The following is a 21,687-nucleotide window of genomic DNA, read 5'->3' as shown; positions in this document are numbered from 1 at the left end:
ACCCTGCTCTGCCCGTTTTGAGAATGGAGACGCATGTTCGAACGCTTTCAGGAATTCCTTCATAACCTGACCCAGGACCATCCCAGATCCGGTTTCGCACCCGACGACCCGCGTGTCGCCGTGGCAGCTCTCTGCATCCAGGTGATGGAGGCGGACGGCAAGATCGAGAACAGCGAGAAGAAGCGGCTGCGCAAGCTGCTGAAGGAGCAGTATGGGCTTGATGGCCGCAAGCTCGATCAGCTGATCGCCGCCGGCGAGGAAGCCGAGAGCGAGGCGGTCGACTATTATCGCTTCACCTCGGACCTGAAGCGTCATCTCGACGGCACGCAACGCCTCGAACTGCTCGGCATCCTCTGGGACATCGTCTATGCCGATGGCGAGCGCAGCGAGATGGAAGACCATGCCATCTGGCGCATCGCCGACCTCATGGGCATTTCCGACCGCGAGCGCATCATGAAGCGCCAGGAAGCAGCCGCACGCGCACCCGGTTCCAGGGTGGAGACAGGCAATGATGATTGAAGCGCCGAAGAGCGCCGGCCGCCCGATATTGATCGTTCTGCACCAGGAACGCTCCAGCCCCGGCCGCGTCGGCCAGATGCTGCTGGAGAAGGGCTACGATCTCGATATCCGCCGCCCGGTCCTCGGCGATACCTTGCCTTCCACGCTCGAGGCCCACGCCGGCGCCGTGGTCTTCGGCGGCCCGATGAGCGCCAACGACCCGGACGAATTCATCAAGACCGAGACCGATTGGCTGAAGGTACCACTTAAGGAAAACCGCCCCTATCTCGGCATCTGTCTGGGCGCGCAGCTGCTCGCCCGCCATCTCGGTGCCAAGGTGAAGGCACGTGACGACGGCAAGACCGAGATCGGCTGGTATGAACTACAGCCAACGGAAAAGGGGCGCCTCCTGATGCGCTGGCCGCAAATGGTCTATCACTTTCACCGCGAAGGTTTCGAGCTGCCGCATGGCGCCGACCTGCTGGCAACGGCTGAGACCTATCCTAACCAGGCCTATCGCTACGGCACTAATGCCTGGGGCTTGCAATTTCACGCCGAGTTGACGCGCGCCATGATGCAGCGCTGGGTCGTGCATGGCGAACATCGCTTTTGCATGCCGAACGCCCAGCAGGGCCGCGAGCATCTGGAAGGCCGCATGATCTTCGACGCCGCACTCAAGACCTGGCTGTCGGAATTCCTCAATCTCGTTTTCGAGGGCAAGCAGGCAATGGCGGCCTAAAGGCCCTCGCCTGACAAAAGAACGCGATCGAATTGATCGATCGCGCCGCGGATCGCAGACGCATATCGCTTCATCTTTTCCGCGTCGTTCATGAGAATATCCCTGACGCCTCTCGGAATTTCGAGCTGGACGCCGGCCTGCCGATTGCCGCGATTGCAGATATTGCCGGCGGAAGTTCCAGCAAGCGCCTCCCCTTTCACCCTCGCGGCCGTCGCAAAACCGTTGAGCCGCAATGCCCTGACGATCCCGTCGCGAAGCAATGTGTCGAGACCGCCGATCCAGCTCGTCAGCGGATCATCCCGATCCGTGCGCCCGTGAACGACGACGACGATCGGCGACTTGGCCACCAAGCCATTTGCTATCGGTTCATCGAAATTTTCGGAGGTGACGTGCAGCTCATGATGGAGCCTCGCCGCATCGAGCCCTTCGAAACAATAAAGGGAGAACCTCTCATCCGCGATCGCCAGCGCGATCTCGGACGTGGCAGGCTCGATGAAGCCGCCGTGGGGAGCGATAACGGCGACATTCGATGATCGATCCTCGATATGGATGCGATAATCGACGCTTTCGGTTTCATGCTCGCGAAGCGCCGAAAACGAATTGTACCGGTCCGACTTCCTAGTCATCGCGCAACCTTCAAACCGGTTGCGGCTCGCCGTCACGAGCGGGTGCGTTCAGGCTGTCGATCCGGCGAAGCTGCGGGAAACCGGTGGCCCATAGGATGGCGACCGTCAGCGTGCCAAGTCCTCCGATGACAACGGCGGGGATCGCGCCGAAATAATGCGCCATGGTGCCGGCGCGGAACTCGCCAAGCTCGTTCGACGCACCGACGAAGACCATGTTGACGGCATTGACGCGGCCGCGCACCTGATCCGGCGTCCAGAGTGTGATCAGCGTTTCGCGCACATAGACAGAGATCAGGTCGGAAGCGCCCATGATGGCGAGAGCCGTTATCGACAGCCACGGCGTGTGCGAGATGCCGAAGATCAGGGTTCCCAAGCCGAACATGGCAACGCCGGCAAACATGCAGATACCCGCCCGATTGCGGATAGGATAGGTTGCCAGGAAAAGGCCCATGGCAATCGCACCAAAGCTTGGCGCAGCGCGCAGCATGCCGAGACCCCAGGGCCCAAGCGTCAGGATATCGCGCGCATAGATGGGCATTAGCGCGACGGCGCCGCCGAGCAGTACGGCAAAAAGATCGAGCGAGACCGCACCGAGCACCACTTTTTCCGACCAGATGAAACGGAAACCGGCAAGCATCTCGTTGAGGCTTCGCCTCTCATGCGCAATCCGCTGCTGCGGCTTCGGGATCAGGAAGGTCAGCACCGAGCCAGCCGCAAAGAAAAGCACGGCCACGGAATAGGCGACGTTGGCACCGACACCGTAAAGCAGGCCGCCGGCAACGGGGCCGAGGATGGCGGCGGCATCCCATGACATCGAGTTCCATGTGATGGCGTTCGTCAGGTCTTCGGGCGGGATCAGGTTGGGCGCCAGCGACTGCATGGCCGGCGTCATGAAGGCGCGTTCTATGCCGAAGACCGTGAGGATCAGAAATACGGGCAGCGGCGCGAAGGTGCCGGATACCGTCAGGAACAGCAGGGCAGCCGCACAAAGGGTGCCGACGAAAATGCAGATCGCGGAAATCCGTCGCCTGTTGTAGCGGTCCGCAGCCGTGCCCGTTACCAGGATCAGCAGAAGCGACGGCAGGAACTGCACGAGGCCGATCAGACCGAGATAGAGCGGTTGGCCGGTGTGCTCATACATCTGCCAGCCGACGGAGACGCTGACGACCTGCGTGGCAAAGGCCGTCAAAAACCGCGCGAAGAAGAAATAAGTATAGGCAACGTGCCTGAAGGCGGCAAACCGGTCTCCGCTGGCAGCGAACGACATGGGACGAGACTTTCCGATGCGGCCGCTAGCGCAAATGCCGGCCTTTTAAACATGATTCAACATGCTTCGGAGCATGGGACTTGCCCGTTTAGTCGCCAATGTCTACATGTCTGTCAACCGCGAATTGGAGACGGATATGCTCGCCTTATTTCAAACCATTGATCTGGCTTTGAATCTTTATACCTGGATCTTGATCGCCAGCGCCATCTTTTCCTGGCTCTATGCGTTCAACGTCATCAATTCGAGCAATCAGTTCGTCAGCTCCATCGGCAACTTCCTTTATGCGGTCACTGAGCCGGCCCTGCGCCCGATCCGCCGCATTCTGCCTGACCTCGGCGGCATCGATATCTCGCCGGTCATCCTGCTCTTGATCATCTTCTTCATCCGCTCGCTGATGTGGAATTCGATCGTCCCCTTGTTCCTGCGGTGAACAAAGCCTGGCAGGCCTTTCCGGATCACCTCAGGCTTTCCGTGCGGCTCACGCCCAATGGCGGGCGTGATGCGATCGATGGGTTGGAAACCGCCGCCGACGGCGAATGCTATTTGAAGGCGCGCGTTTCGGCAGCACCCGAAAAGGGCAAGGCCAACAAAGCGCTGATCGCCCTGCTTTCAAAGAGCCTCGGCATCCCCAAATCCACGCTTGCCCTTATCGGTGGCGACACTGCGCGCAAAAAAATCCTCCGGATCGAGGGCGAACCGGAGGATTTGATAAAGAGGCTTTGCGCCGTAACTGAAGTCGATTGATCAGGCCTTGGTGTTCTTGGCCCGTTCGATGGCTTCGACGATGAGTTCGCCAGCTTCCTTCGAACCCTTCCAGCCGAAGATCTTGACCCACTTGCCGGGCTCCAGATCCTTGTAATGCTCGAAGAAATGCTCGATCTGCTTCAGCGTGATCTCGGGTAGGTCGGTATATTCCTTGACCTTGTCATAGCGCATGGTCAGCTTCGGCGCGGGTACGGCGATGATCTTCTCGTCCTTGCCGGAATTGTCTTCCATCATCAGCACACCGATCGGGCGGACATTGATGACGCAGCCCGGAACCAGCGGACGGGTGTTGGCGATCAGAACGTCGATCGGGTCGCCGTCGTCGGAGAGCGTGTGCGGAACGAAGCCGTAATTGCCCGGATAGGTCATCGGCGTGTAGAGGAAACGGTCGACGACCAGCGTGCCGGCCTCTTTGTCCATTTCGTACTTGATCGGGTGACCGCCGACCGGCACTTCAACGATGACGTTGACGTCTTCGGGCGGGTTCTTGCCAATGGAAATCGCGTCGATACGCATGCTTGTCCCCTAGATAAGGATGGTTGCCGCCAGCCAAATAATAGGTTTCATCCCGCAACGCAACAACGCATCGGGAAACGGGGTTGATTTAGTTGCCGCTCAAGGCCAGACGAAGCCGATCTTGCGCAACTGCCTATGATCGAAGGTTTCGATGCCCTCGCAGAAATCCGCACCGCCCTGCCCGCGATAGAAGCGGTAGGCATTCTCATTTTCCTCGAGGCACCAGACGACCAGCCCCTTGCAGCCGAGCGACTTCAAGAGCCGGCGCGCCTCGCCGAACAGCATGCGACCAAGGCCGAGGCCCTGATATTGCGGGCGCAGATAGAGTTCGTAGATCTCGCCTTCCTGCGGCAGCGCGCGGGCACGATTGAGGCCGAGCGTGGCATAGCCTGCGATCTCGCCGGCGACATCCAAAACCAGCAGCGTTGCCGGACCGCTGGTCGCCTTGCGCCACCAGGCTTCGCCGCGGCGCTCGATCATCTGGCCGAGAGCGCGATGCGGAATGATGCCGGCATAGGTGTACTGCCAGGATTGGCGGTGCACCTCCGAAATGGCTCGAGCATCATGGGGTTCTGCCCGCCGAACATCAATCGACAACGTCTTCATAACGTCTACTCTGGTCTTACCAACGCGAATTAACCATCCTCATTCATAAAGATGGCAGACTTGCCCACAGGCTTTATCCGTGGATGATCGATAAAAATTAACGACTTTTTAACCTTTAGGACAAGAGCTCAAAAACCGAACATACAAATAAAAACCCCGGCACATGGCCGGGGTCGGATGCATCGAAGCGGTACAGCAATCAAGCCAGACGGGCTTTCTCGTAACGCTTGCGCTCGTTCGGATCGAGATACATCTTGCGGAGGCGGATCGACTTCGGCGTCACTTCCACCAGTTCGTCGTCCTGGATCCAGGAGAGCGCGCGGTCGAGCGTCATGCGGATCGGCGGGGTCAACTTCACGGCTTCATCCTTGCCGGCGGCGCGGATGTTGGTGAGCTTCTTGCCCTTCAGCACGTTGACTTCGAGGTCGTTGTCGCGGGAGTGGATGCCGATGATCATGCCGGCATAGACCTTCTCGCCGGCGTCGATGATCATCGGGCCGCGGTCTTCCAGGTTGAACAGGGCATAGGCGACAGCTTCGCCGGCTTCGTTGGCGAGCAGCACGCCGTTCACACGGCCGCCGATTTCGCCCTTGTAGGGCTGGTAGTCATGGAACAGACGGTTCATGACGGCCGTGCCGCGCGTATCCGTCAGAAGTTCCGACTGATAGCCGATGAGGCCACGGGTCGGCGCCAGGAAGACGAGACGAACGCGGTTGCCGCCCGAAGGACGGAGCTCCGACATTTCAGCCTTACGCTCGGACATCTTCTGCACGACGATGCCGGAATGCTCTTCATCGACGTCGATGACGACTTCTTCGATCGGCTCGAGCAACTGGCCGCTCTCATCCTTATGCATGACGACGCGCGGACGCGAGACGGCAAGCTCGAAGCCTTCGCGGCGCATGGTTTCGATCAGAACTGCGAGCTGCAATTCGCCACGGCCGGACACGTAGAACGAGTCCTTGCCTTCGGCTTCTTCGATCTTCAGCGCGACGTTGCCTTCGGCTTCCTTGAAAAGGCGGTCGCGGATGACGCGCGAGGTGACCTTGTCGCCTTCGGTGCCCGCATAGGGGCTGTCGTTGACGATGAAGGACATGGTGACGGTCGGCGGATCGATCGGTTGTGCGATCAGCGGCTCGCTGACCTGCGGGTCGCAGAAGGTGTCGGCGACCGTACCCTTGGAAAGGCCGGCGATGGCAACGATGTCGCCTGCCTGCGCTTCTTCGATCGGCTGGCGCTCGATGCCGCGGAAGGCGAGGATCTTGGAGATACGGCCGGTTTCGATGAGGTTGCCATCGGCACCCAGAACCTTGACGGCCTGGTTCGGCTTGATCGAACCGGAATGAATGCGGCCGGTGATGATGCGGCCGAGGAAAGGGTTGGCTTCGAGAATCGTGCCGATCATGCGGAACGGACCTTCGCCGACGGTCGGCTCGGGAACGTGCTTGACGACGAGATCGAGAAGCGGGCCGAGGCCTTCTTCCTTCGGGCCCTCGGGCGAATAGTTCATCCAGCCGTTACGGCCGGAACCGTAGAGGATCGGGAAGTCGAGCTGCTCGTCGGTGGCGTCGAGATTGGCGAAGAGGTCGAAGACTTCGTTGATGACTTCGTCGGCGCGGGCATCCGGACGGTCGATCTTGTTGATCGCAACGATCGGGCGCAGGCCGACCTTGAGCGCCTTGCCGACGACGAACTTCGTCTGTGGCATCGGGCCTTCGGCAGCGTCGACGAGAACGATCGCGCCGTCCACCATCGAGAGAATGCGCTCGACTTCACCGCCGAAGTCGGCGTGGCCGGGGGTGTCGACGATGTTGATGCGGGTGTCCTTCCAGACGACCGAAGTCGCCTTGGCGAGAATGGTGATGCCGCGCTCCTTTTCCAGATCGTTGGAGTCCATGACGCGTTCGGCAACGCGCTGGTTCTCGCGGAACGAGCCGGACTGCTTCAGGAGCTCGTCGACGAGGGTGGTTTTCCCATGGTCAACGTGCGCGATGATCGCGATGTTGCGAAGTGCCATATGTCTTAATCTCTGAGGCTGGGGCGCAGTGTTTCAGTAACACGCCAATTGCATTTGGCGCGCTCATAGCCTTTTTTTCGCGATTGCGAAAGGGGGGAGGCAAGAAAGGGGCTGAATGCCGGCTTTTCGTGCCTCACGCATCAGTCTTACGCGCCTGGACAGCCGAACTCTTCTCTATCGCGTCGCCAATTCAGATGAAGCAATCGCCTCGATCAGGATTTGCGCAGTTCCGTCAGGCGGCATGTTTCAGTAAGAACGCGTCGTGATTGACCAGGAAAGCTTTGAGGCGCTCGGGATAGTCGTGCGTCACCGCGTCTCGCACACTTTGCCGCGACGCCAACTCTGTGCGCCATGCCTTGACATGCGGGAGCCCGTCAAAAACGCCGGTCGATGTAATGGTGTCGAACACATCGAAGTAACGGAATATCGGCGCAAAAACTGCATCGACCAGGCTGAACGCCTCTCCGGCAAAAAAGGGACCGTTTCTCAATTCCGCCTCGACACGAGCAAATTTATCGATCAGCGCTTTGCGCTTGGCCTCATAGGTTCCTTCGTCTTTGGCGGTCTCGAATCCCCACAAATCCGAAAGGATGGAAGAACCGAACTCCATCCAGCCGCGATGCCGGGCACGCGCGAGCGGATCGGTCGGATGGAGCCGAGCGCCGGATTGGGTTTCCTCGAGATACTCGCAGATCACCGAACTTTCGAACAATACGGTTTCTGACCCGTCGGCCTGCCGCACGATCAGCAATGGAACTTTACCAAGCGGGGAAATCGCCAGAAACCAATCGGGCTTTGCCGATAGATCGACATAGCGGACCTCAAATGGCGCACCCTTTTCAGAAAGCGTAATGGCAGCTCGCTGGACGTAGGGGCAAAGGTAATGGCTGACAAGGATCAGTTTAGCGTCGGACATGATCAAATCTCCCGGTCTTCGTTTAAGATAGATGCAATTGCATCTATATCCAGACTTGCAAGCTCGGTCAATATAGATGTAATTGCATCCATGTTCGATCGTTCAGATAGTACCCGCCCAAAGCCCTCCGCCGCCGTCACGCGAGCATGGGTGCGCCTCATGCGCGCGCAGCAAATCACCCTCGCGGCAATCGAGCAGGATTTGAAGGCGGCCGGCCTGCCGCCACTCGGCTGGTACGACGTGCTATGGGAGCTGACACAAGCCGTTGAGGGAAAGTTGCGGCCTTATGAGATCGAGGAGCGCACGCTCCTCGCCCAGCATAACCTATCACGCCTACTCGACCGGATGGAAAAGGCCGGTCTTATTCACCGTGAGATATTTTCCGAGGACGGCCGAGGCCGCTGGGTCGTTATCACCGAAGCAGGAAGTGCCATGCGCAGCCGCATGTGGGCAGTCTATGCGTCGGCACTTCAACGCCATGTGGGCGATAAGCTAGACGATGGGCAAGCCCGCCAATTGGCTGAGCTGTTAGCTTTGCTTTCTCGCAAATCCTGACTCGCAAGGCAAAACCCGCCCAGATCGAACGCGGTCACATAAATCGGCAAGCTGGCCTTCGGGCAACCGATATGCGAATTTCACTCCGCCTGAAAACAACCGCCAGCTCGCCGAGACACACATGTTTAAGATCCTGTATCAGGGCGATCTCTTTGCCGATTACTTCCAAATATATCTGCGCGACGAAGCCCATCCCGACCTGCCTGAAGATTATACGGAAGAAGTGATTGCACGCCGCCTCGCTGTCGGGCCTAATGCGATCATTCTTCATACGGCGCGCAATACCGCTGTGCCGGTGCAAATTGAATGGCATGATCAACGCCCGGCGACTGATCTCGACATCTACCAGCATGTGGCTGAAGCCACGCTCGACTGCCCTTCCGGTCAACTCGTTTTGGCTGGATTGACGGATTACGAGCCCGACGCCCCGCGTCTTGCTGTGAAGGCCGGACTCCTAGGCATACGGGTGTGTATGTCCGGTATCGACACCCTCAGCGAAGACGGACTTCATGGAGACGACCGCTATCTCGTACAGCTTTGGCCCGAACCGGAGACGAACGGCGGTCACTAGGCAAGGCATACGCTATCCGGAGCTTCACTCTGGCAGCCCGATCAGGCCGCCAGCCCCTTCTTCTTCAGCATCGCATCCGGGCTCGGCAGCTTGCCGCGGAAAGCCCTATAGGCATCTTCCGGATCGATCGAGCCACCGACGGAATAGATGTTGCCTTTGAGTTTTGCAGCCATGTCCGAATTGAAGGCATCGCCGGTTTCCTCGAAGGCGGCGAAGGCATCGGCGTCGAGCACTTCCGACCACATGTAGGAATAGTAGCCGGCAGAATAGCCGTCGCCGGAAAATACATGCTGGAAGTGCGGCGTCGCATGGCGCATGACGATCGATTTCGGCATGCCGATCTCGGCCAGCACCTGCGCTTGTACCGCCATCGGATCCTCGACGACACCGCGCGTATGGAATGCCATGTCGACCAATGCCGAGGAGGTGAATTCGACCGTATTGAAGCCGGCATTGAAGGTGCGCGCCGCCAGAACCTTGTCGAGCAGCGCCTGCGGGATCGGAGCGCCGGTCTCATAATGCACGGCATATTCCTTGAGGATGGCAGGAACCGTCAGCCAGTGCTCGTAGAGCTGCGACGGCAGTTCGACGAAATCGCGGGAAACGCCCGTGCCCGAAACCGAGGGATAGGTGACGTTCGAAAGCATGCCGTGCAGCGCATGGCCGAACTCGTGGAACAGCGTGCGGGCATCGTCGAGCGACAGCAGCGCCGGCCGGCCTTCCGCCGGCTTGGCGAAGTTGCAGACATTGTAGATGATCGGCAGCTCGCCGACATGGCCGTTCTTCAGCGGCAGCTTGTGCTGCGACTGGAACGAGCTCATCCAGGCGCCGGAACGCTTCGAGCTGCGGGCAAAGTAATCGCCGAGGAACAAAGCGACGAGCTTGTCGGAGCGGTCGCGGATCTCGAAGACGCGCACATCGGGATGATAGGCTGGAATACCCTTCTGTTCGACGGCTTTGATGCCGAACAGGCGGCCGGCGACATCGAAGCAAGCCGCGATGATCTTTTCGAGCTGCAAATAGGGCTTCAATTCGGTTTCGGAGAAATCGAACTTCCGGGTCCGGATCTTCTCGGCATAGTGCCGCCAGTCCCAGGGCATGACCTCGTGGTTGCGGCCTTCTTCGGCGATCAGCGCCGCAATATCCTTTTCTTCCTCTGCTGCGCGCGCCGCCGCCTTGCCCCACACGGTCATCAGTAGATCGTTCACTGCGGCCGGCGTCTTCGCCATGGTGTTGTCAAGCTTGAGTTCGGCGAAGTTGGCATAGCCGAGCAGCTTCGCCTTTTCTGCCCTCAAGGCCAAAGTCTCGCGAATGATCTCACGATTGTCGGTCTTGCCGCCATTGGCGCCACGCGCCACCCAGGCGTTGAAGGCCTGCTCGCGCAGGTCACGGCGTTCGGAAGACGTCAGGAACGGCTCGATGATCGAGCGCGAGAGGGTGACGGCATATTTGCCCTCGTCGCCGCGTTCGCGCGCAGCCGCTGCCATCGCCTCGCGCAGATAGTCAGGAAGACCGACGAGATCGGCCTCCTCCGACAAAAGCAGCGCCCAGCTCTTTTCATCCGCCAGGACGTTCTGACCGAACTGCGCGCCGAGGCCGGCAAGCTTCTCGTTGATTGCAGAAAGCCGCTCTTGCTCTGCCTTCGGCAGCTTGGCGCCCGACTTGACGAAGCCCTTCCAGTGCCGCTCCAGCACACGGGTTTCCTCGAGCGTCAGCCCAAGGGCGTCGCGGCCCTCCCAAAGCGCATCAAGGCGGGCAAAGAGCGCTGCGTTCGTCCCGATCTTCGAATAGTGCCGCGCCATCTTCGGCGCGATCTCGCGCTCCAGCGCCTGGATGGTCTCGTTCGTATGCGCACCTGCCTTGTTCCAGAACAGCGCCGAGATGCGCGAGAGTTCATCGCCGGCGATTTCGAGCGCGATCACGGTATTGGCGAAGGTCGGCGCGTCGCTGTTGCCGGCAATCGCATCGATCTCGGCCTCATGCGACATAAGCGCCGTATCGAAGGCGGGAGCAAAATCCGTGTCCTTCACCGCATCGAAACGCGGCAGCCCCTTATGTCCGGTCCATTCGGTAAGCGCGGGATTGACGGCGGTAGGGGAAGACATGCAGGGCATCCTTTCGACAGACATCTGACCGAAGCACGATATAAGGCTAGCCTCGCCGAATTGGTATGGCGAGGGGCGAACAAATTGATGTGGTGGGATCAGGCTTTGCGCCAGCCGAGCAGGCCGGGCGTGGCATGCCAGAGTGCCTGCGCCGCAAATCCCATGAAAAGCACGCCGGAGCAGCGCACGATCAGCCGCTCATGCGCACGATAGAAACGCCGCACGGCGCTGGCGCCGATGATGCTGATGAGAATAATGTCGGCCGTTATGAAACCCGCGAAGGAAACCGTCAGCAGCAGCGGCAGCGCGCTGAAGGTCAGTGCGCCGGCGGAGCCCGCAACAAGCGCCGTGAAGGTCGCCAGCGCAACAGGATATCCCTTCGGATTGGTCACACCGAAGATCAGGCCGCGGCGGAACGGGCGGTCGACATTGACGAGCGCCTTGCCGTCACCCCTCGGCTTGGCGGTGACGGCACTCCAGCCGATCCAGGCGAGATAGAAGCCGCACAGCAAACCGAGCAGATCGAAGACGAAGGTGCCGATGGTCTTGGCGCCGACGATGGCGACCAAGGCGAGCGCGGACCAGACGAGATCACCAAGCAGATGGCCGCTGACGAAGAATGCACCCGCCTTGCGGCCCTGGCCGGCCCCGATGCCGAGCAGAGCCAGAAAGGCGGGACCGGGAATAAGCACGTAGAAAAGCGCGGCGAGGAAGGCGCCGACAACGAGCGATTGCGTCATGATGAGTGATCCCGCTGGTGATCACGCGAGAGTAGCAATCCGTGGAACCCGGTCAAGCAGCTGGTCGTTTTAAGTTCCAGGAAGCCGTTGTGTTCGTGGGATGAAATCAATAAGAACGTAGTGGGGCCTAAAAAATCAAAGAGCGTAGGTAGGGAAGCGCTTATGAACAGCAGGATTAATACGGATTCGCTCGCCTTTCTTGTGAGCGATTGCGCCCGACTGATCAGGGCAGCCTTCGAGCGACGCATCCTTGTCGCCGGGCTCGGGCTGACGGCGGGTGAAGCACGAACGCTGATGCAGGTCGCCGCCATCAATGGCAGTCGCCAGCTCGACATCGCCTCCCGCATGGGGTTGGAGCCGATGACGGTCAGCGCTTTTCTGGACAAGCTGCAGGCACGCGGCCTGATCGAACGCCAACCCGATCCACTCGACCGGCGCGCCAAGCGTATCGTTTTGTCCGATGCTGCCGACGCCAAGCTGAAGCAGATCGATAAGGAAGTCTGTGAAGTCGAGCGTAACGCGACGCAGGGCTTCGGCGAGGATCTTCAGGTGCAACTGCATGATGCGCTCTGCGCTTTCCGCAGCAATCTTCAGAAGGCCGAAGCACCTGCAGAAGTCGAACGGGAATTGAGGCCGGTGGATTAATTCCAGGCCGCCCATCCTCGCAAAAGGAAGCCCGCCTCCGGCGACCGGAAGCGGGCCTTCTCTCGTTTCAATATCTTACTTCGACAGATTGCGCTTGGCGAGCGTGCGCAGACGCAGCGCATTCAGCTTGATGAAGCCAGCCGCATCCTTCTGGTCGTAGGCGCCCTGGTCGTCTTCGAAGGTGACCAGCTTGTCGGAATAGAGCGATTTCGGGCTTTCGCGGCCGATGACCATGACATTGCCCTTGTAGAGCTTCAGCGTCACTTCGCCCTCGACATGCTCCTGGCTCTTGTCGATCAGGGCCTGCAGCATTTCGCGCTCCGGCGAGAACCAGAAACCGTAATAGATCAGCTCGGCATAGCGCGGCATCAGCTCATCCTTGAGATGCGCGGCACCGCGGTCGAGCGTGATGGATTCGATGGCGCGGTGGGCCGCGAGCAGGATCGTGCCGCCGGGGGTCTCGTAGACGCCGCGCGACTTCATGCCGACGAAACGGTTCTCGACCAGATCCAGGCGGCCGATGCCGTTATCGCGGCCGTAATCGTTCAGCTTCGCAAGCAAGGTTGCCGGGCTCAGGCGTTCGCCATTGATCGAAACCGCATCACCCTTCTCGAAGCCGATCTTGATGATGGTGGCTGTATCGGGAGCTGCTTCCGGCGAGATCGTGCGCATATGCACATATTCTGGTGCTTCCTGGGCCGGATCTTCCAGAACCTTGCCTTCGGAAGAGGAGTGCAGCAGGTTGGCGTCGACGGAGAAAGGCGCCTCGCCCTTCTTGTCCTTGGCGACCGGAATCTGGTGCTTCTCGGCGAATTCGAGGAGGTCGGTGCGGCTCTTGAACGACCAGTCACGCCAGGGAGCGATGATCTTGATGTCCGGGTTCAGCGCATAGGCCGAAAGCTCGAAACGAACCTGGTCGTTGCCCTTGCCGGTCGCGCCGTGCGCGATGGCGTCGGCGCCCGTCTTCCTGGCGATCTCGATCAGATGCTTGGAGATCAGCGGACGGGCAATCGATGTGCCGAGCAGATAGACGCCTTCATAGACGGCATTGGCACGGAACATCGGGAAGATGAAATCGCGCACGAATTCCTCGCGCACGTCCTCGATATAGATTTCCTTGATGCCGAGCATTTCGGCCTTCTTGCGCGCCGGCTCCAGCTCTTCGCCCTGGCCGAGATCGGCGGTGAAGGTGACGACTTCGGCGCCGAGCTCCGTCTGCAGCCACTTCAGGATAATCGAGGTGTCGAGACCGCCGGAATAGGCGAGGACGACTTTCTTCACGTCTTTATGTGATGCCATGATGAGTTCCGTTTCGAGGCGGACCAGGGGAAAGGCCCGCAAAGCTGTATCGCGGAACTTTTAGCGAGATTATCGTGAGGCGCAAGGGGAAGCGCGGCGGGACCTCTCAGGACGGCATCAGAGATGAGCGCCGATATTCATCCGCTGATGCAGAATGCGGACGATCGTGACCGTTTGGGCGCCATCCTTATAGATGATGAAATGTGAGCCGGAGGCGAGAGCGAGATAATCTCATTCGATGCCGCTGGCCTTGCGACCGCGTGCGATGCCCTTCACCAAAGCATGACAACGATCACACAGAGCGAAGACATAATCCTCCGCTTGCTCGTAACCCCATTTTTCCTCGGTATAGTCGTAGATTTGATCGATGTCGGACGCTGCTTTCGGCGAAAAGACCAATTTCTTCATCGCTGATTGCGCAACTTTCTCTTTCCTTCGATAAATTCATTGAAGTCAAACTCCTCCGGCTCGCCCGAGGCTTCGCCCTCGGCGATCGCCGCCGCAATCGCCTCTATTTCCGCCCGGCTGCGCAATAATTTAAGCGCGGCGTCGATTACCTCGCTCGGCGAACCGTAGTTGCCGTGGCTGATCTGCTCGCCGATGAACGCATCCATCTGCTCGTCGATCTCTACGGACACATGCTTTGTCACTGGCGTGACCTCCGGCGGTTTGACTTGATTGCCAAAAGTACCATATTCGGCGGCGACCGAACAATGCCTGAGGAGGGCACCGCTCGTGACTGATATTCAAGCCATTTTCAAGAAATCCAATGTTGCCGTCATCACCGGTGGCGCTTCCGGCATCGGGTTTGCCGCAGCAAAACATTTCGCTTCGCTCGGCATGAGCGTTGTCATCGCCGATCTCGGCGGCGACCGACTGACGGAGGCGAGCGCTGAACTCAAGACGATCGCAGGCGAAGAGCATGTGATGGCCGTCGAGACCGATGTCGCCAGCAAAGACGCACTGGAAGCGCTGGAACGCGCAGTCCTGCAGCGTTTCGGCCGCGTGCATGTCTTGATGAACAATGCCGGCATCGGCCCGGAGACCTCGATCTTCAGCGCCCAGGCCGGCTGGGATGCCATTCTCGGCGTCAATCTGCTCGGCGTCATCAATGGCACGCGCGTCTTCGGCCCGGGCATGATCGCACATGGTGAACCGGCCATCATCATCAATACCGGCTCGAAGCAGGGCATCACCACGCCTCCCGGCAACCCCGCCTACAATGTCTCGAAGGCTGGCGTGAAGGTCTTCACCGAGGCGCTGCAGCATGAGCTGCGCAATACGGAAGGCGCGAAGATTTCGGCCCATCTCCTCATTCCCGGCTTCGTCTTCACAGGCTTGACAAAAGGCGATCGACGGGAAAAGCCTGCTGGCGCGTGGACGCCGGAACAGACTGTCGAGTTCATGATGGAAAGCCTGAGGCGCGGGGATTTCTACATTCTTTGCCCTGATAACGACGTGGCCCGGCCGGTCGATGAACGCCGCATGCTCTGGGCCGCCGGCGATATCGTCGAGAACCGTCCGCCGCTGTCGCGCTGGCATCCCGACTATGCCGATCAATTCAAGGCGTTCCTCGAAAAGAAGGATTGATTTGCAATCCCCCGAAAGCCGGATAAGAACGGGCGGATCCTAAAGCACGTCGCGATCTTTCAGATTCGCTTTCTGTGCTTTAGGCCTTTGATTTTGTGCATGTCGTTCTCGCAAAACCGCTACACACTTTTGCGCGAAACGCTTTAATCCGGCTTTCGGAGCAGCCCTTATGGATTTCATACCCAGCCTGCCGACCCTTCTTGCCTTTTCCGCAGCGAGCCTGCTGCTGGCGATGACACCAGGCCCAGACATGACGCTGTCGATCAGCCGCGCGCTGGCGCAGGGCAAGAAGGCCGCGCTGTTCGTCGTGCTCGGCACCACGCTCGGCGTCGTGGTCCATACCTGCCTGGTGGCTTTCGGCATTTCCGCGCTGATCACGGCTTCGCCCGTTGCCTTCACCGTGCTGAAAACCGGCGGCGCCGCCTATCTGCTCTGGCTTGCAATCCAGGCGATCCGCTTCGGCTCCAGCCTGTCGGTCAAGAAGGTCGATACCGTCGGTGGAACGCCCTTCGCCAATATCTCGAATGGCTTCTGGGTCAATCTGCTGAACCCGAAGGTCATCATCTTCTTCATGACCTTTCTGCCGCAGTTCGTCACCGCCGGCGATCCCGCCGTCACGCACAAGCTGCTCTTCCTCGGCTTCTTCTTCATCATCATCGGTATGCCGGTGAACATGCTCGTCGTTCTCGCCGCCGATGGTCTGTCGTCCTGGCTGCAGCGGAACCGCGGCGTAATGCGCGGCCTCGACTACGCCTTTGCTGGGGTCTTCTCGATCTTCGCGGTGAAGATTTTCTTCACTCAGGCTCGCTGAGGATTGGATGGCGGCCAGCGATTAACCAGTAAACGGTCGCGCAGGCTGCCCCGAGAAAGGCGAAGCAGACCGCGATCGTGATTAGATTAAGAGTTTGCGGCTTTTCCATAGAGCCGGAAATCAGAATGGATGCCACCGCCGACAGGACCGCGCCATAGATCGCATATCCAAACCAGCGGCGAACCCTACGCCATTCCATGATGGGAATGACGATGAGAGATGGTAAAATGCTGACGATCATTGCAGCCTTGGTCATCTCGATGGTCAGAACGAAGAGCTCCGGTGCACCGCTCCCCGGAAGAGTATAGGCCGCGACGCAAGCCAGCACGAAGCCCATCAGTGCGCAAGCGGCAAGATAGCCCCACAGGAGGCGTATCGGCTTGCGCAGTCCAAGGAGCATCGATCTCAATCCTCGCCGTGATTGGCGATCATCATCGCTTCGAATGCCAGCCGCTCCGTCTTGCGCATCCGCTCGGATTCCGACTTCAGCTGACCGCAGGCGGCAAGAATATCACGCCCACGCGGCGTGCGGATCGGCGAGGCATAGCCGGCCGAATTGATGAAATCAGCGAACTTCTCGATCTGCTCCCAGTCGGAACACTGGTAGTTCGTGCCCGGCCACGGGTTGAAGGGGATCAGGTTGATCTTGGCCGGAATACCTTTCAGAAGCTGGATCAGGCCTTTCGCATCCTCGAGGCTATCGTTGACGCCCTTCAGCATCACATATTCGAAGGTGATGCGGCGCGCATTCGACAGGCCGGGATAGGCGCGGCAGGCGTCCATCAGCTCCTTCAGTGGATACTTCTTATTGATCGGCACCAGCATGTCGCGCAGGTCGTCGCGTACGGCATGCAGCGAGATCGCCAGCATCACACCGATCTCGTCGCCGGTGCGGTAGATTTCCGGCACGACGCCCGAGGTCGAAAGAGTGATACGCCGCTTCGACAAGGATAGGCCATCGCCATCCGACGCGATCAGCAGAGCCTGCTTGACGCTCTCGAAATTATAGAGCGGCTCGCCCATGCCCATCATGACGATATTGCTGACCTTGCGTCCCTCGGCCGGCATGATCGTGCCCTGCGGCGCTTCGCGATCGGGGAAATCACCGAGACGATCGCGCGCCAGAAGCAGCTGCGACAGAATCTCTTCCGCCGTCAGGTTGCGCACCAGGCGCTGCGTGCCCGTGTGACAGAAGGAACAGGTAAGCGAACAGCCGACCTGGCTGGAAATGCAGAGCGTGCCGCGCCCCTCTTCCGGAATATAGACGCTTTCGACTTCGACGGGACGACCAGCGCCACGCGGCGGGAAGCGGAGCAGCCATTTGCGGGTGCCGTCATTGGAGACTTGCTCCTCGACGATCTCCGGACGCGCGATGGTGAAATGCGTCTTCAGCATTTCGCGCATGTCCTTCGACACGTTGGCCATGGCATCGAAATCGGAGACACCGCGCACATAGATCCAGTTCCAGAGCTGGCTGACGCGCATCTTGATCTGCTTGTCTGCAACGCCTTTTTCCCTAAGAGCTGCACCCATTTCTTCGCGCGTCATGCCGATCAGCGATGGCTTCGGCGAAAGTTCGACTGGCTGCGACACAGGCATCGGCTTGAGCCGGGAGGGAGTTATGACATCGGTTGCGGACATAGGATCGTTCCAACGGTTCATATCGGCGATGCCGCAAAAGCTGACGAAAGCTGCGGATGCGGGCAAGGCACGGAAATCTGAAGATTCATGCGGTGACGGGGCAATCTATCTGCCGCACACCTATTGTTGGCGCGGCCTTTAGCATTAATTTCCGCTCGCGTCATCCCTTTCCCTCAAAAGCGAGGGTTGGCCTTGAAAAACGAAAGGCCGATCGACTTGACCGGCCTTGCTCATTGCGGTCGCGGCAACGGGAGGATCACATTTGCGTGATCCTTCGGCCCTCGATCTTATTTGCAGTTTTCGATCTGCTTCAGTGCAGCCGTCACACCCTTCAATGAATAGGTGTAGGAGGTGGCGGTGCCCTTCTTCGACGTCGCGGAAACCTTCAGCGAGTGGCCGGATTTCAGCGCGGCGACCAGAGCAGGCTCCTGCGCGGCGTTCTCCACCCACGCGGCCTTGTCCTTGGTGAACATCACGAAGGTCTTGTTGTCGATGGTGACGTTGACCTTTGAATTGTCCTTGAGGGGATAGCCCATCATCGCCTGCGGTTCATAGGAGATGTTCTGGCCCGGACGCTGCGACACGATGAAGAAATTGTCGCCGTGATCGATGCCCGTCGGCGGCGCCTTGGCCGTCGGCACGGAAAGAACGTAGCATACCTTACCGCCGGCGGACTGGTAGGAATAGGCACCCCAGGCGTCGAACTGCTGAATGCGCGTCGGAGCCGCCGGCGCTGCTGGCGCCGCTGCCTGCGTCTGCTTCTTGGTCTGCGCGGACGCTATGCCGGTTCCGGCCAGAACGAGCGAGAGGGCGATTGCGAAGCTTTTTACAAACATGGTTTCCTGCCGATTTCTTGCGGTCCAGAGCTCATGGCGATTCGTTTGACGCACGCCTGTGCTCGTGAGCTGCCTTATTTTGACTTTATTCAGGTTACCAAACCGTCAACGGAGCGCTGCCGCCACCGGCTCCGTGCCATTTCAATCCAGTTATCGCGCAAAGCTTGAAACGCATCAGAAGGAATTGGAAAACCCGGATGATGAAGTACCACCCTGCAGCTTCGATTTAAGACAGAAAGATTCGGGCAAGAATTTGACCTCGCTAAAATCAGGGAGGTCTCATAAATCTCTGGAAACCCGAGAGGATTCAGATCGGCTCAGCAAAACAAGCATCAGGCGGTCTTCATAGACTCGGGCTCGTTCTCCAGCGCGCGATCGGCGGCATCGTAATGTTCCTGGCGGATATGGCCTCTGATCATGCTGAAAGCGAGCGTCAGCACCGCGACATCATCGGAAAAGCCGATGACGGCAAAGAAATCGGGAATGATATCGACGGGCATGACAAAATAGCCGAGTGCCGCCAGCAATATGCCGCGAACGCGGGTCGGCGTTTGCGGGTCGAGCGCGCAATAGAAGGCGGCCACGACGTCGCGCGAGAACGGGATATGGCGAGCTGCCTTCCGCAAGGTCGGCCAGAATTTTCTGCGCACCGATGTCTCCTGCTCTTTTTGAGTCTCTTCGTCACCAGGCATCAGGATTTCCCCGTACTTGATGTCATCCATTCCATTCACCTCAATCGAGACCCGTCGGCCGGGCCGTGTAAACATATGGTGATAGCCTGCCGTGATTCAATCGATCCGGCGGGCGGCCGCCTTCTCCATCGCCTTCGCCAACTTGACGTCATGATCGGTCAAACCGTCGGCATCATGCGTCGTCAGCTTCACCTCGACGCGGGAATAGACGTTGAACCATTCCGGGTGATGGTTGAATTTTTCCGCGGCAAGGGCGGCTTCCGTCATGAAGCCGAAGGCTTCGACGAAGTTGCGGAACTTGAACGTCTTCGAAATCGAAAGCCCGTCGGCCGCAAGCGCCCAGCCGGAGAGCTCCGCAAGATTTTCATCGATTGCCGTGCGGTCGAGCTTCTCGTATTTCATGGCAAGTCACTCCTCTCTAAAGCAATTCCAGGAAAAGTGCGTAGCGGTTTTCCTGGAATTGCGTAAAAGCTCCAGCGGTTGAACGATAACATGGATCGTCACAGGGTTCTTTTCGTCTGCGCCGGCAATATCTGCCGCTCGCCCCTCGCAGAAGGCATATTCAGGCATCTGGCGGGCAAGGCCGGCCGCGGCGGCGAATTCGACATCGATTCGGCCGGTACCGGCGGCTGGCATCAAGGAGAACGCCCGGATCGCCGCTCGGTTGCGGTTGCTGCCCACCACGGAATCGATATTTCAGCCCAGCGCGCCCGTCGCATCGAACCATCAGATTTCGGCCGGTTCGATCTTATCCTGGCAATGGATCAAGACAATTTGAAGAATTTGCGCAAGACAGCACCCGCCGATGCCCTCGGCAAGCTGCATCTCTTCAATGCCCTAGCGCTCGGAAGCAACAAGGATATCCCCGATCCCTACTATGGCGACCGAGAGAATTTCGAAGCCGTCTATACCATGCTCTTGGCCGGCTGCAGCGCGCTGTTGCCCAAAGTCGGGAACGTGCTGCGGGGCTCGTGAAGCGGGAATATCTCTTCGGTGAGATAAGGACCGCCGCCGACCGATTCGCGCGAGGACAAAAGCACGAAGCGCCCGACCGTGAAGGGCTGGGTATAGAAATTGCCGCGGCCGGATAGATAGTGCACGACATCGTCGACCCGCGAGGACTTCAGCCTGGCGAGCGTCACGTGCGGCGTGAACTTGCGCGGATCCGGCTGCAGGCCGATCCGCTGGCAAATGCGCTCGATCTCGCCTTGCAGCGCGAACATATCCGGTGTCTGCGAGACCCCGGCCCAAACCGAATGCGGTTTCTTAGAGCCGAAGGAACCGATGCCCTCCAGCCGAAGCTGGAATTCAGGTCGATCTATCCGGTCCAGCCGATCGACGATCTCATCCGCCGTGCGGCCATCGACATCGCCGATGAAGCGCAAGGTGATGTGATAATTTTCAACGTCGATCCACCTGGCTCCCGGGAGACCACCGCGCAACAATGACAGGCTCATGGCCGCATTGCGCGGAATTTCGAGGGCGGTAAAAAGTCTCGGCATGACGAGCACTCCCCGAATCTCTTGCAGGTATAGGTAGGGAATCACGCATTTGCAGTCGGTGCAAGCATCTATTTCGCACCTGCGTCAATCGTCCCTACAAAACTGATGACAGCCTGCAACATATGCTCGACCATCACGTCCACGCCCTTGGAGCTCGGATGCATGCCGTCGGCAAGCTGCAGATCCGCGTGCGTGGCAACGCCATCGAGGAAGAACGGATAGAGGGGAAGCTGATATTTGTCGGCCAGCCGCTTGTAGATCGGATTGAATTTATCGGCGTAGTCGCCCCCCATGTTCGGCGGCGCCAGCATGCCGACGAGAAGGATCGGGATCTTTCTGTCCTTCAACCGTTCGATCATCGTCTCGAGGTTCTTTTCCGTCTGCTCCGGCGGAATGCCGCGCAGCGCGTCATTGGCGCCGAGCTCCAGGATGACGCCATCCGTGCCATCGGGCACCGACCAGTCGATGCGCGAAAGGCCGCCCGATGTCGTATCTCCCGAAACACCGGCATCGGCGACGGCAATATCGAGCCCCTTGGCCTTCAGCGCCATCTCAAGCTTCGCGGGAAAGCCGTCGCCCGGGGGCAGCTGATAGCCCGCCATCAGGCTGTCGCCGAAGCCGACCAACTGGATAGTCCGCGCCTCGGCGGCGCCAACAGCGCCAAACAAAAGACCGAAAGTGATGACAGCGAATTGAAGCGCGGCAACTTTAAAACCCATGATCCATTCCCTAAATTCGCTGCTCGGGCCA

General features: G+C 59.2%; 28 protein-coding genes. 10 read left to right on the top strand and 18 right to left on the bottom strand.

Features of this window, described 5'->3' with window-relative positions:
* The first annotated feature begins 33 nt into the window (after window positions 1–33).
* Both AC13RM_RS18815 and AC13RM_RS18810 read left to right on the top strand, forming a co-directional pair.
* Complete coding sequence (locus AC13RM_RS18815) at window positions 34–519, top strand: tellurite resistance TerB family protein (RefSeq protein ID WP_374822917.1); 486 nt, start codon at window positions 34–36, stop codon at window positions 517–519.
* The gene (locus tag AC13RM_RS18810) at window positions 512–1,237 is read left to right on the top strand and encodes a glutamine amidotransferase (protein ID WP_285176754.1); all 726 of its coding nucleotides are present in this window, start codon (window positions 512–514) and stop codon (window positions 1,235–1,237) included. The genes AC13RM_RS18815 and AC13RM_RS18810 overlap by 8 nt, the downstream gene beginning before the upstream one ends.
* Here the strand turns inward: AC13RM_RS18810 and AC13RM_RS18805 are convergent.
* Complete coding sequence (locus AC13RM_RS18805) at window positions 1,234–1,863, bottom strand: poly-gamma-glutamate hydrolase family protein (protein WP_374822920.1); 630 nt, start codon at window positions 1,861–1,863, stop codon at window positions 1,234–1,236. The genes AC13RM_RS18810 and AC13RM_RS18805 overlap by 4 nt on opposite strands.
* 10 nt (window positions 1,864–1,873) lie before the next feature.
* Window positions 1,874–3,130, bottom strand: a complete 1,257-nt coding sequence (locus tag AC13RM_RS18800; protein ID WP_374822923.1) for an MFS transporter — start codon at window positions 3,128–3,130, stop codon at window positions 1,874–1,876.
* A gap of 106 nt (window positions 3,131–3,236) precedes the next feature.
* Between AC13RM_RS18800 and AC13RM_RS18795 the strand changes: the two genes are divergently transcribed.
* Together AC13RM_RS18795 and AC13RM_RS18790 are read left to right on the top strand one after the other, a co-directional pair.
* Complete coding sequence (locus AC13RM_RS18795) at window positions 3,237–3,560, top strand: YggT family protein (RefSeq protein ID WP_092717410.1); 324 nt, start codon at window positions 3,237–3,239, stop codon at window positions 3,558–3,560.
* Window positions 3,557–3,874 (top strand): DUF167 domain-containing protein, encoded by a 318-nt coding sequence (locus AC13RM_RS18790; RefSeq protein WP_285176709.1) that lies wholly within the window; start codon window positions 3,557–3,559, stop codon window positions 3,872–3,874. The genes AC13RM_RS18795 and AC13RM_RS18790 overlap by 4 nt, the downstream gene beginning before the upstream one ends.
* On the opposite strand, the gene ppa is transcribed toward AC13RM_RS18790, so the two are convergent.
* From ppa to AC13RM_RS18770, 4 genes are all read right to left on the bottom strand, one after another.
* On the bottom strand, window positions 3,875–4,411 hold the full coding sequence (ppa, locus tag AC13RM_RS18785; RefSeq protein WP_069613363.1) for an inorganic diphosphatase: 537 nt from the start codon (window positions 4,409–4,411) through the stop codon (window positions 3,875–3,877). It abuts the gene before it with no gap.
* A 99-nt stretch (window positions 4,412–4,510) separates the two neighbouring features.
* Window positions 4,511–5,017, bottom strand: a complete 507-nt coding sequence (locus AC13RM_RS18780; RefSeq protein ID WP_069613362.1) for a GNAT family N-acetyltransferase — start codon at window positions 5,015–5,017, stop codon at window positions 4,511–4,513.
* 199 nt (window positions 5,018–5,216) lie between these two features.
* Window positions 5,217–7,034 (bottom strand): translational GTPase TypA, encoded by a 1,818-nt coding sequence (typA, locus tag AC13RM_RS18775; protein ID WP_374819370.1) that lies wholly within the window; start codon window positions 7,032–7,034, stop codon window positions 5,217–5,219.
* Window positions 7,035–7,266: 232 nt separating this feature from the next.
* Window positions 7,267–7,950 carry a glutathione S-transferase family protein gene (locus AC13RM_RS18770; protein ID WP_488555416.1) on the bottom strand — a complete coding sequence of 228 codons (684 nt, stop codon included), beginning with the start codon at window positions 7,948–7,950 and terminating at the stop codon, window positions 7,267–7,269.
* A 90-nt stretch (window positions 7,951–8,040) separates the two neighbouring features.
* Here AC13RM_RS18770 and AC13RM_RS18765 point away from each other — a divergent pair, with 90 nt between their 5' ends.
* Together AC13RM_RS18765 and AC13RM_RS18760 are read left to right on the top strand one after the other, a co-directional pair.
* Window positions 8,041–8,505 carry a MarR family winged helix-turn-helix transcriptional regulator gene (locus tag AC13RM_RS18765; protein WP_488555427.1) on the top strand — a complete coding sequence of 155 codons (465 nt, stop codon included), beginning with the start codon at window positions 8,041–8,043 and terminating at the stop codon, window positions 8,503–8,505.
* Between the two features lie 121 nt (window positions 8,506–8,626).
* Window positions 8,627–9,076 (top strand): hypothetical protein, encoded by a 450-nt coding sequence (locus AC13RM_RS18760; RefSeq protein ID WP_285176706.1) that lies wholly within the window; start codon window positions 8,627–8,629, stop codon window positions 9,074–9,076.
* Between the two features lie 41 nt (window positions 9,077–9,117).
* Here the strand turns inward: AC13RM_RS18760 and AC13RM_RS18755 are convergent, their stop codons facing one another.
* Together AC13RM_RS18755 and AC13RM_RS18750 are read right to left on the bottom strand one after the other, a co-directional pair.
* A complete protein-coding gene (locus tag AC13RM_RS18755; RefSeq protein ID WP_488555415.1) occupies window positions 9,118–11,181 on the bottom strand; it encodes a M3 family metallopeptidase in 2,064 nt (687 codons plus the stop codon).
* A gap of 98 nt (window positions 11,182–11,279) precedes the next feature.
* The gene (locus tag AC13RM_RS18750) at window positions 11,280–11,921 is read right to left on the bottom strand and encodes a LysE family translocator (protein ID WP_488555414.1); all 642 of its coding nucleotides are present in this window, start codon (window positions 11,919–11,921) and stop codon (window positions 11,280–11,282) included.
* Between the two features lie 162 nt (window positions 11,922–12,083).
* On the opposite strand from AC13RM_RS18750, the gene AC13RM_RS18745 reads away from it, so the two are divergent.
* Window positions 12,084–12,566 carry a MarR family winged helix-turn-helix transcriptional regulator gene (locus tag AC13RM_RS18745; RefSeq protein WP_285176704.1) on the top strand — a complete coding sequence of 161 codons (483 nt, stop codon included), beginning with the start codon at window positions 12,084–12,086 and terminating at the stop codon, window positions 12,564–12,566.
* Between the two features lie 75 nt (window positions 12,567–12,641).
* Here AC13RM_RS18745 and AC13RM_RS18740 read toward each other — a convergent pair whose 3' ends face one another.
* The 3 genes from AC13RM_RS18740 to AC13RM_RS18730 all read right to left on the bottom strand — a co-directional run bounded on the left by AC13RM_RS18740 (window position 12,642) and on the right by AC13RM_RS18730 (window position 14,515).
* The gene (locus AC13RM_RS18740; RefSeq protein WP_488555413.1) at window positions 12,642–13,865 is read right to left on the bottom strand and encodes an argininosuccinate synthase; all 1,224 of its coding nucleotides are present in this window, start codon (window positions 13,863–13,865) and stop codon (window positions 12,642–12,644) included.
* Window positions 13,866–14,096: 231 nt separating this feature from the next.
* On the bottom strand, window positions 14,097–14,273 hold the full coding sequence (locus AC13RM_RS18735) for a type II toxin-antitoxin system RelE/ParE family toxin (RefSeq protein WP_488555412.1): 177 nt from the start codon (window positions 14,271–14,273) through the stop codon (window positions 14,097–14,099).
* Complete coding sequence (locus tag AC13RM_RS18730; RefSeq protein ID WP_113231498.1) at window positions 14,270–14,515, bottom strand: type II toxin-antitoxin system ParD family antitoxin; 246 nt, start codon at window positions 14,513–14,515, stop codon at window positions 14,270–14,272. Before AC13RM_RS18730 ends, AC13RM_RS18735 begins: the two co-directional genes overlap by 4 nt.
* A gap of 85 nt (window positions 14,516–14,600) precedes the next feature.
* Here AC13RM_RS18730 and AC13RM_RS18725 point away from each other — a divergent pair, with 85 nt between their 5' ends.
* Window positions 14,601–15,455 (top strand): SDR family NAD(P)-dependent oxidoreductase, encoded by an 855-nt coding sequence (locus tag AC13RM_RS18725; protein WP_488555411.1) that lies wholly within the window; start codon window positions 14,601–14,603, stop codon window positions 15,453–15,455.
* A gap of 169 nt (window positions 15,456–15,624) precedes the next feature.
* Window positions 15,625–16,266, top strand: a complete 642-nt coding sequence (locus tag AC13RM_RS18720) for a LysE family translocator (RefSeq protein ID WP_440478365.1) — start codon at window positions 15,625–15,627, stop codon at window positions 16,264–16,266.
* On the opposite strand, the gene AC13RM_RS18715 is transcribed toward AC13RM_RS18720, so the two are convergent.
* The 5 genes from AC13RM_RS18715 to AC13RM_RS18695 all read right to left on the bottom strand — a co-directional run bounded on the left by AC13RM_RS18715 (window position 16,250) and on the right by AC13RM_RS18695 (window position 19,837).
* Window positions 16,250–16,666 (bottom strand): hypothetical protein, encoded by a 417-nt coding sequence (locus AC13RM_RS18715; RefSeq protein ID WP_488555410.1) that lies wholly within the window; start codon window positions 16,664–16,666, stop codon window positions 16,250–16,252. The genes AC13RM_RS18720 and AC13RM_RS18715 overlap by 17 nt on opposite strands.
* 5 nt (window positions 16,667–16,671) lie before the next feature.
* Window positions 16,672–17,907: a dual-specificity RNA methyltransferase RlmN gene (gene rlmN / locus AC13RM_RS18710; RefSeq protein ID WP_285176699.1), complete on the bottom strand. Its 1,236-nt coding sequence runs from the start codon at window positions 17,905–17,907 to the stop codon at window positions 16,672–16,674.
* Between the two features lie 287 nt (window positions 17,908–18,194).
* The gene (locus AC13RM_RS18705) at window positions 18,195–18,743 is read right to left on the bottom strand and encodes an invasion associated locus B family protein (protein ID WP_095432995.1); all 549 of its coding nucleotides are present in this window, start codon (window positions 18,741–18,743) and stop codon (window positions 18,195–18,197) included.
* Window positions 18,744–19,075: 332 nt separating this feature from the next.
* Window positions 19,076–19,465, bottom strand: a complete 390-nt coding sequence (locus AC13RM_RS18700; RefSeq protein ID WP_113231494.1) for a YkvA family protein — start codon at window positions 19,463–19,465, stop codon at window positions 19,076–19,078.
* Window positions 19,466–19,531: 66 nt separating this feature from the next.
* Window positions 19,532–19,837, bottom strand: a complete 306-nt coding sequence (locus AC13RM_RS18695) for a 4a-hydroxytetrahydrobiopterin dehydratase (RefSeq protein ID WP_113231493.1) — start codon at window positions 19,835–19,837, stop codon at window positions 19,532–19,534.
* A 90-nt stretch (window positions 19,838–19,927) separates the two neighbouring features.
* On the opposite strand from AC13RM_RS18695, the gene AC13RM_RS18690 reads away from it, so the two are divergent.
* Complete coding sequence (locus AC13RM_RS18690; RefSeq protein WP_488555409.1) at window positions 19,928–20,410, top strand: low molecular weight protein-tyrosine-phosphatase; 483 nt, start codon at window positions 19,928–19,930, stop codon at window positions 20,408–20,410.
* Here the strand turns inward: AC13RM_RS18690 and thpR are convergent.
* Window positions 20,341–20,937, bottom strand: coding sequence for an RNA 2',3'-cyclic phosphodiesterase (gene thpR, locus AC13RM_RS18685; protein WP_113231491.1), 597 nt, complete (start codon window positions 20,935–20,937; stop codon window positions 20,341–20,343). The two genes, AC13RM_RS18690 and thpR, sit on opposite strands and share 70 nt — an antisense overlap.
* Window positions 20,938–21,005: 68 nt before the next feature.
* Window positions 21,006–21,656, bottom strand: a complete 651-nt coding sequence (locus AC13RM_RS18680; protein WP_488555408.1) for an arylesterase — start codon at window positions 21,654–21,656, stop codon at window positions 21,006–21,008.
* Window positions 21,657–21,687: the final 31 nt, after the last annotated feature.

Source organism: Martinezella sp. CNPSo 3732 (assembly GCF_057784515.1).
The sequence above is the reverse complement of the archived record's forward strand: the minus strand, read 5'-3'. Positions and strand labels throughout refer to the sequence as shown.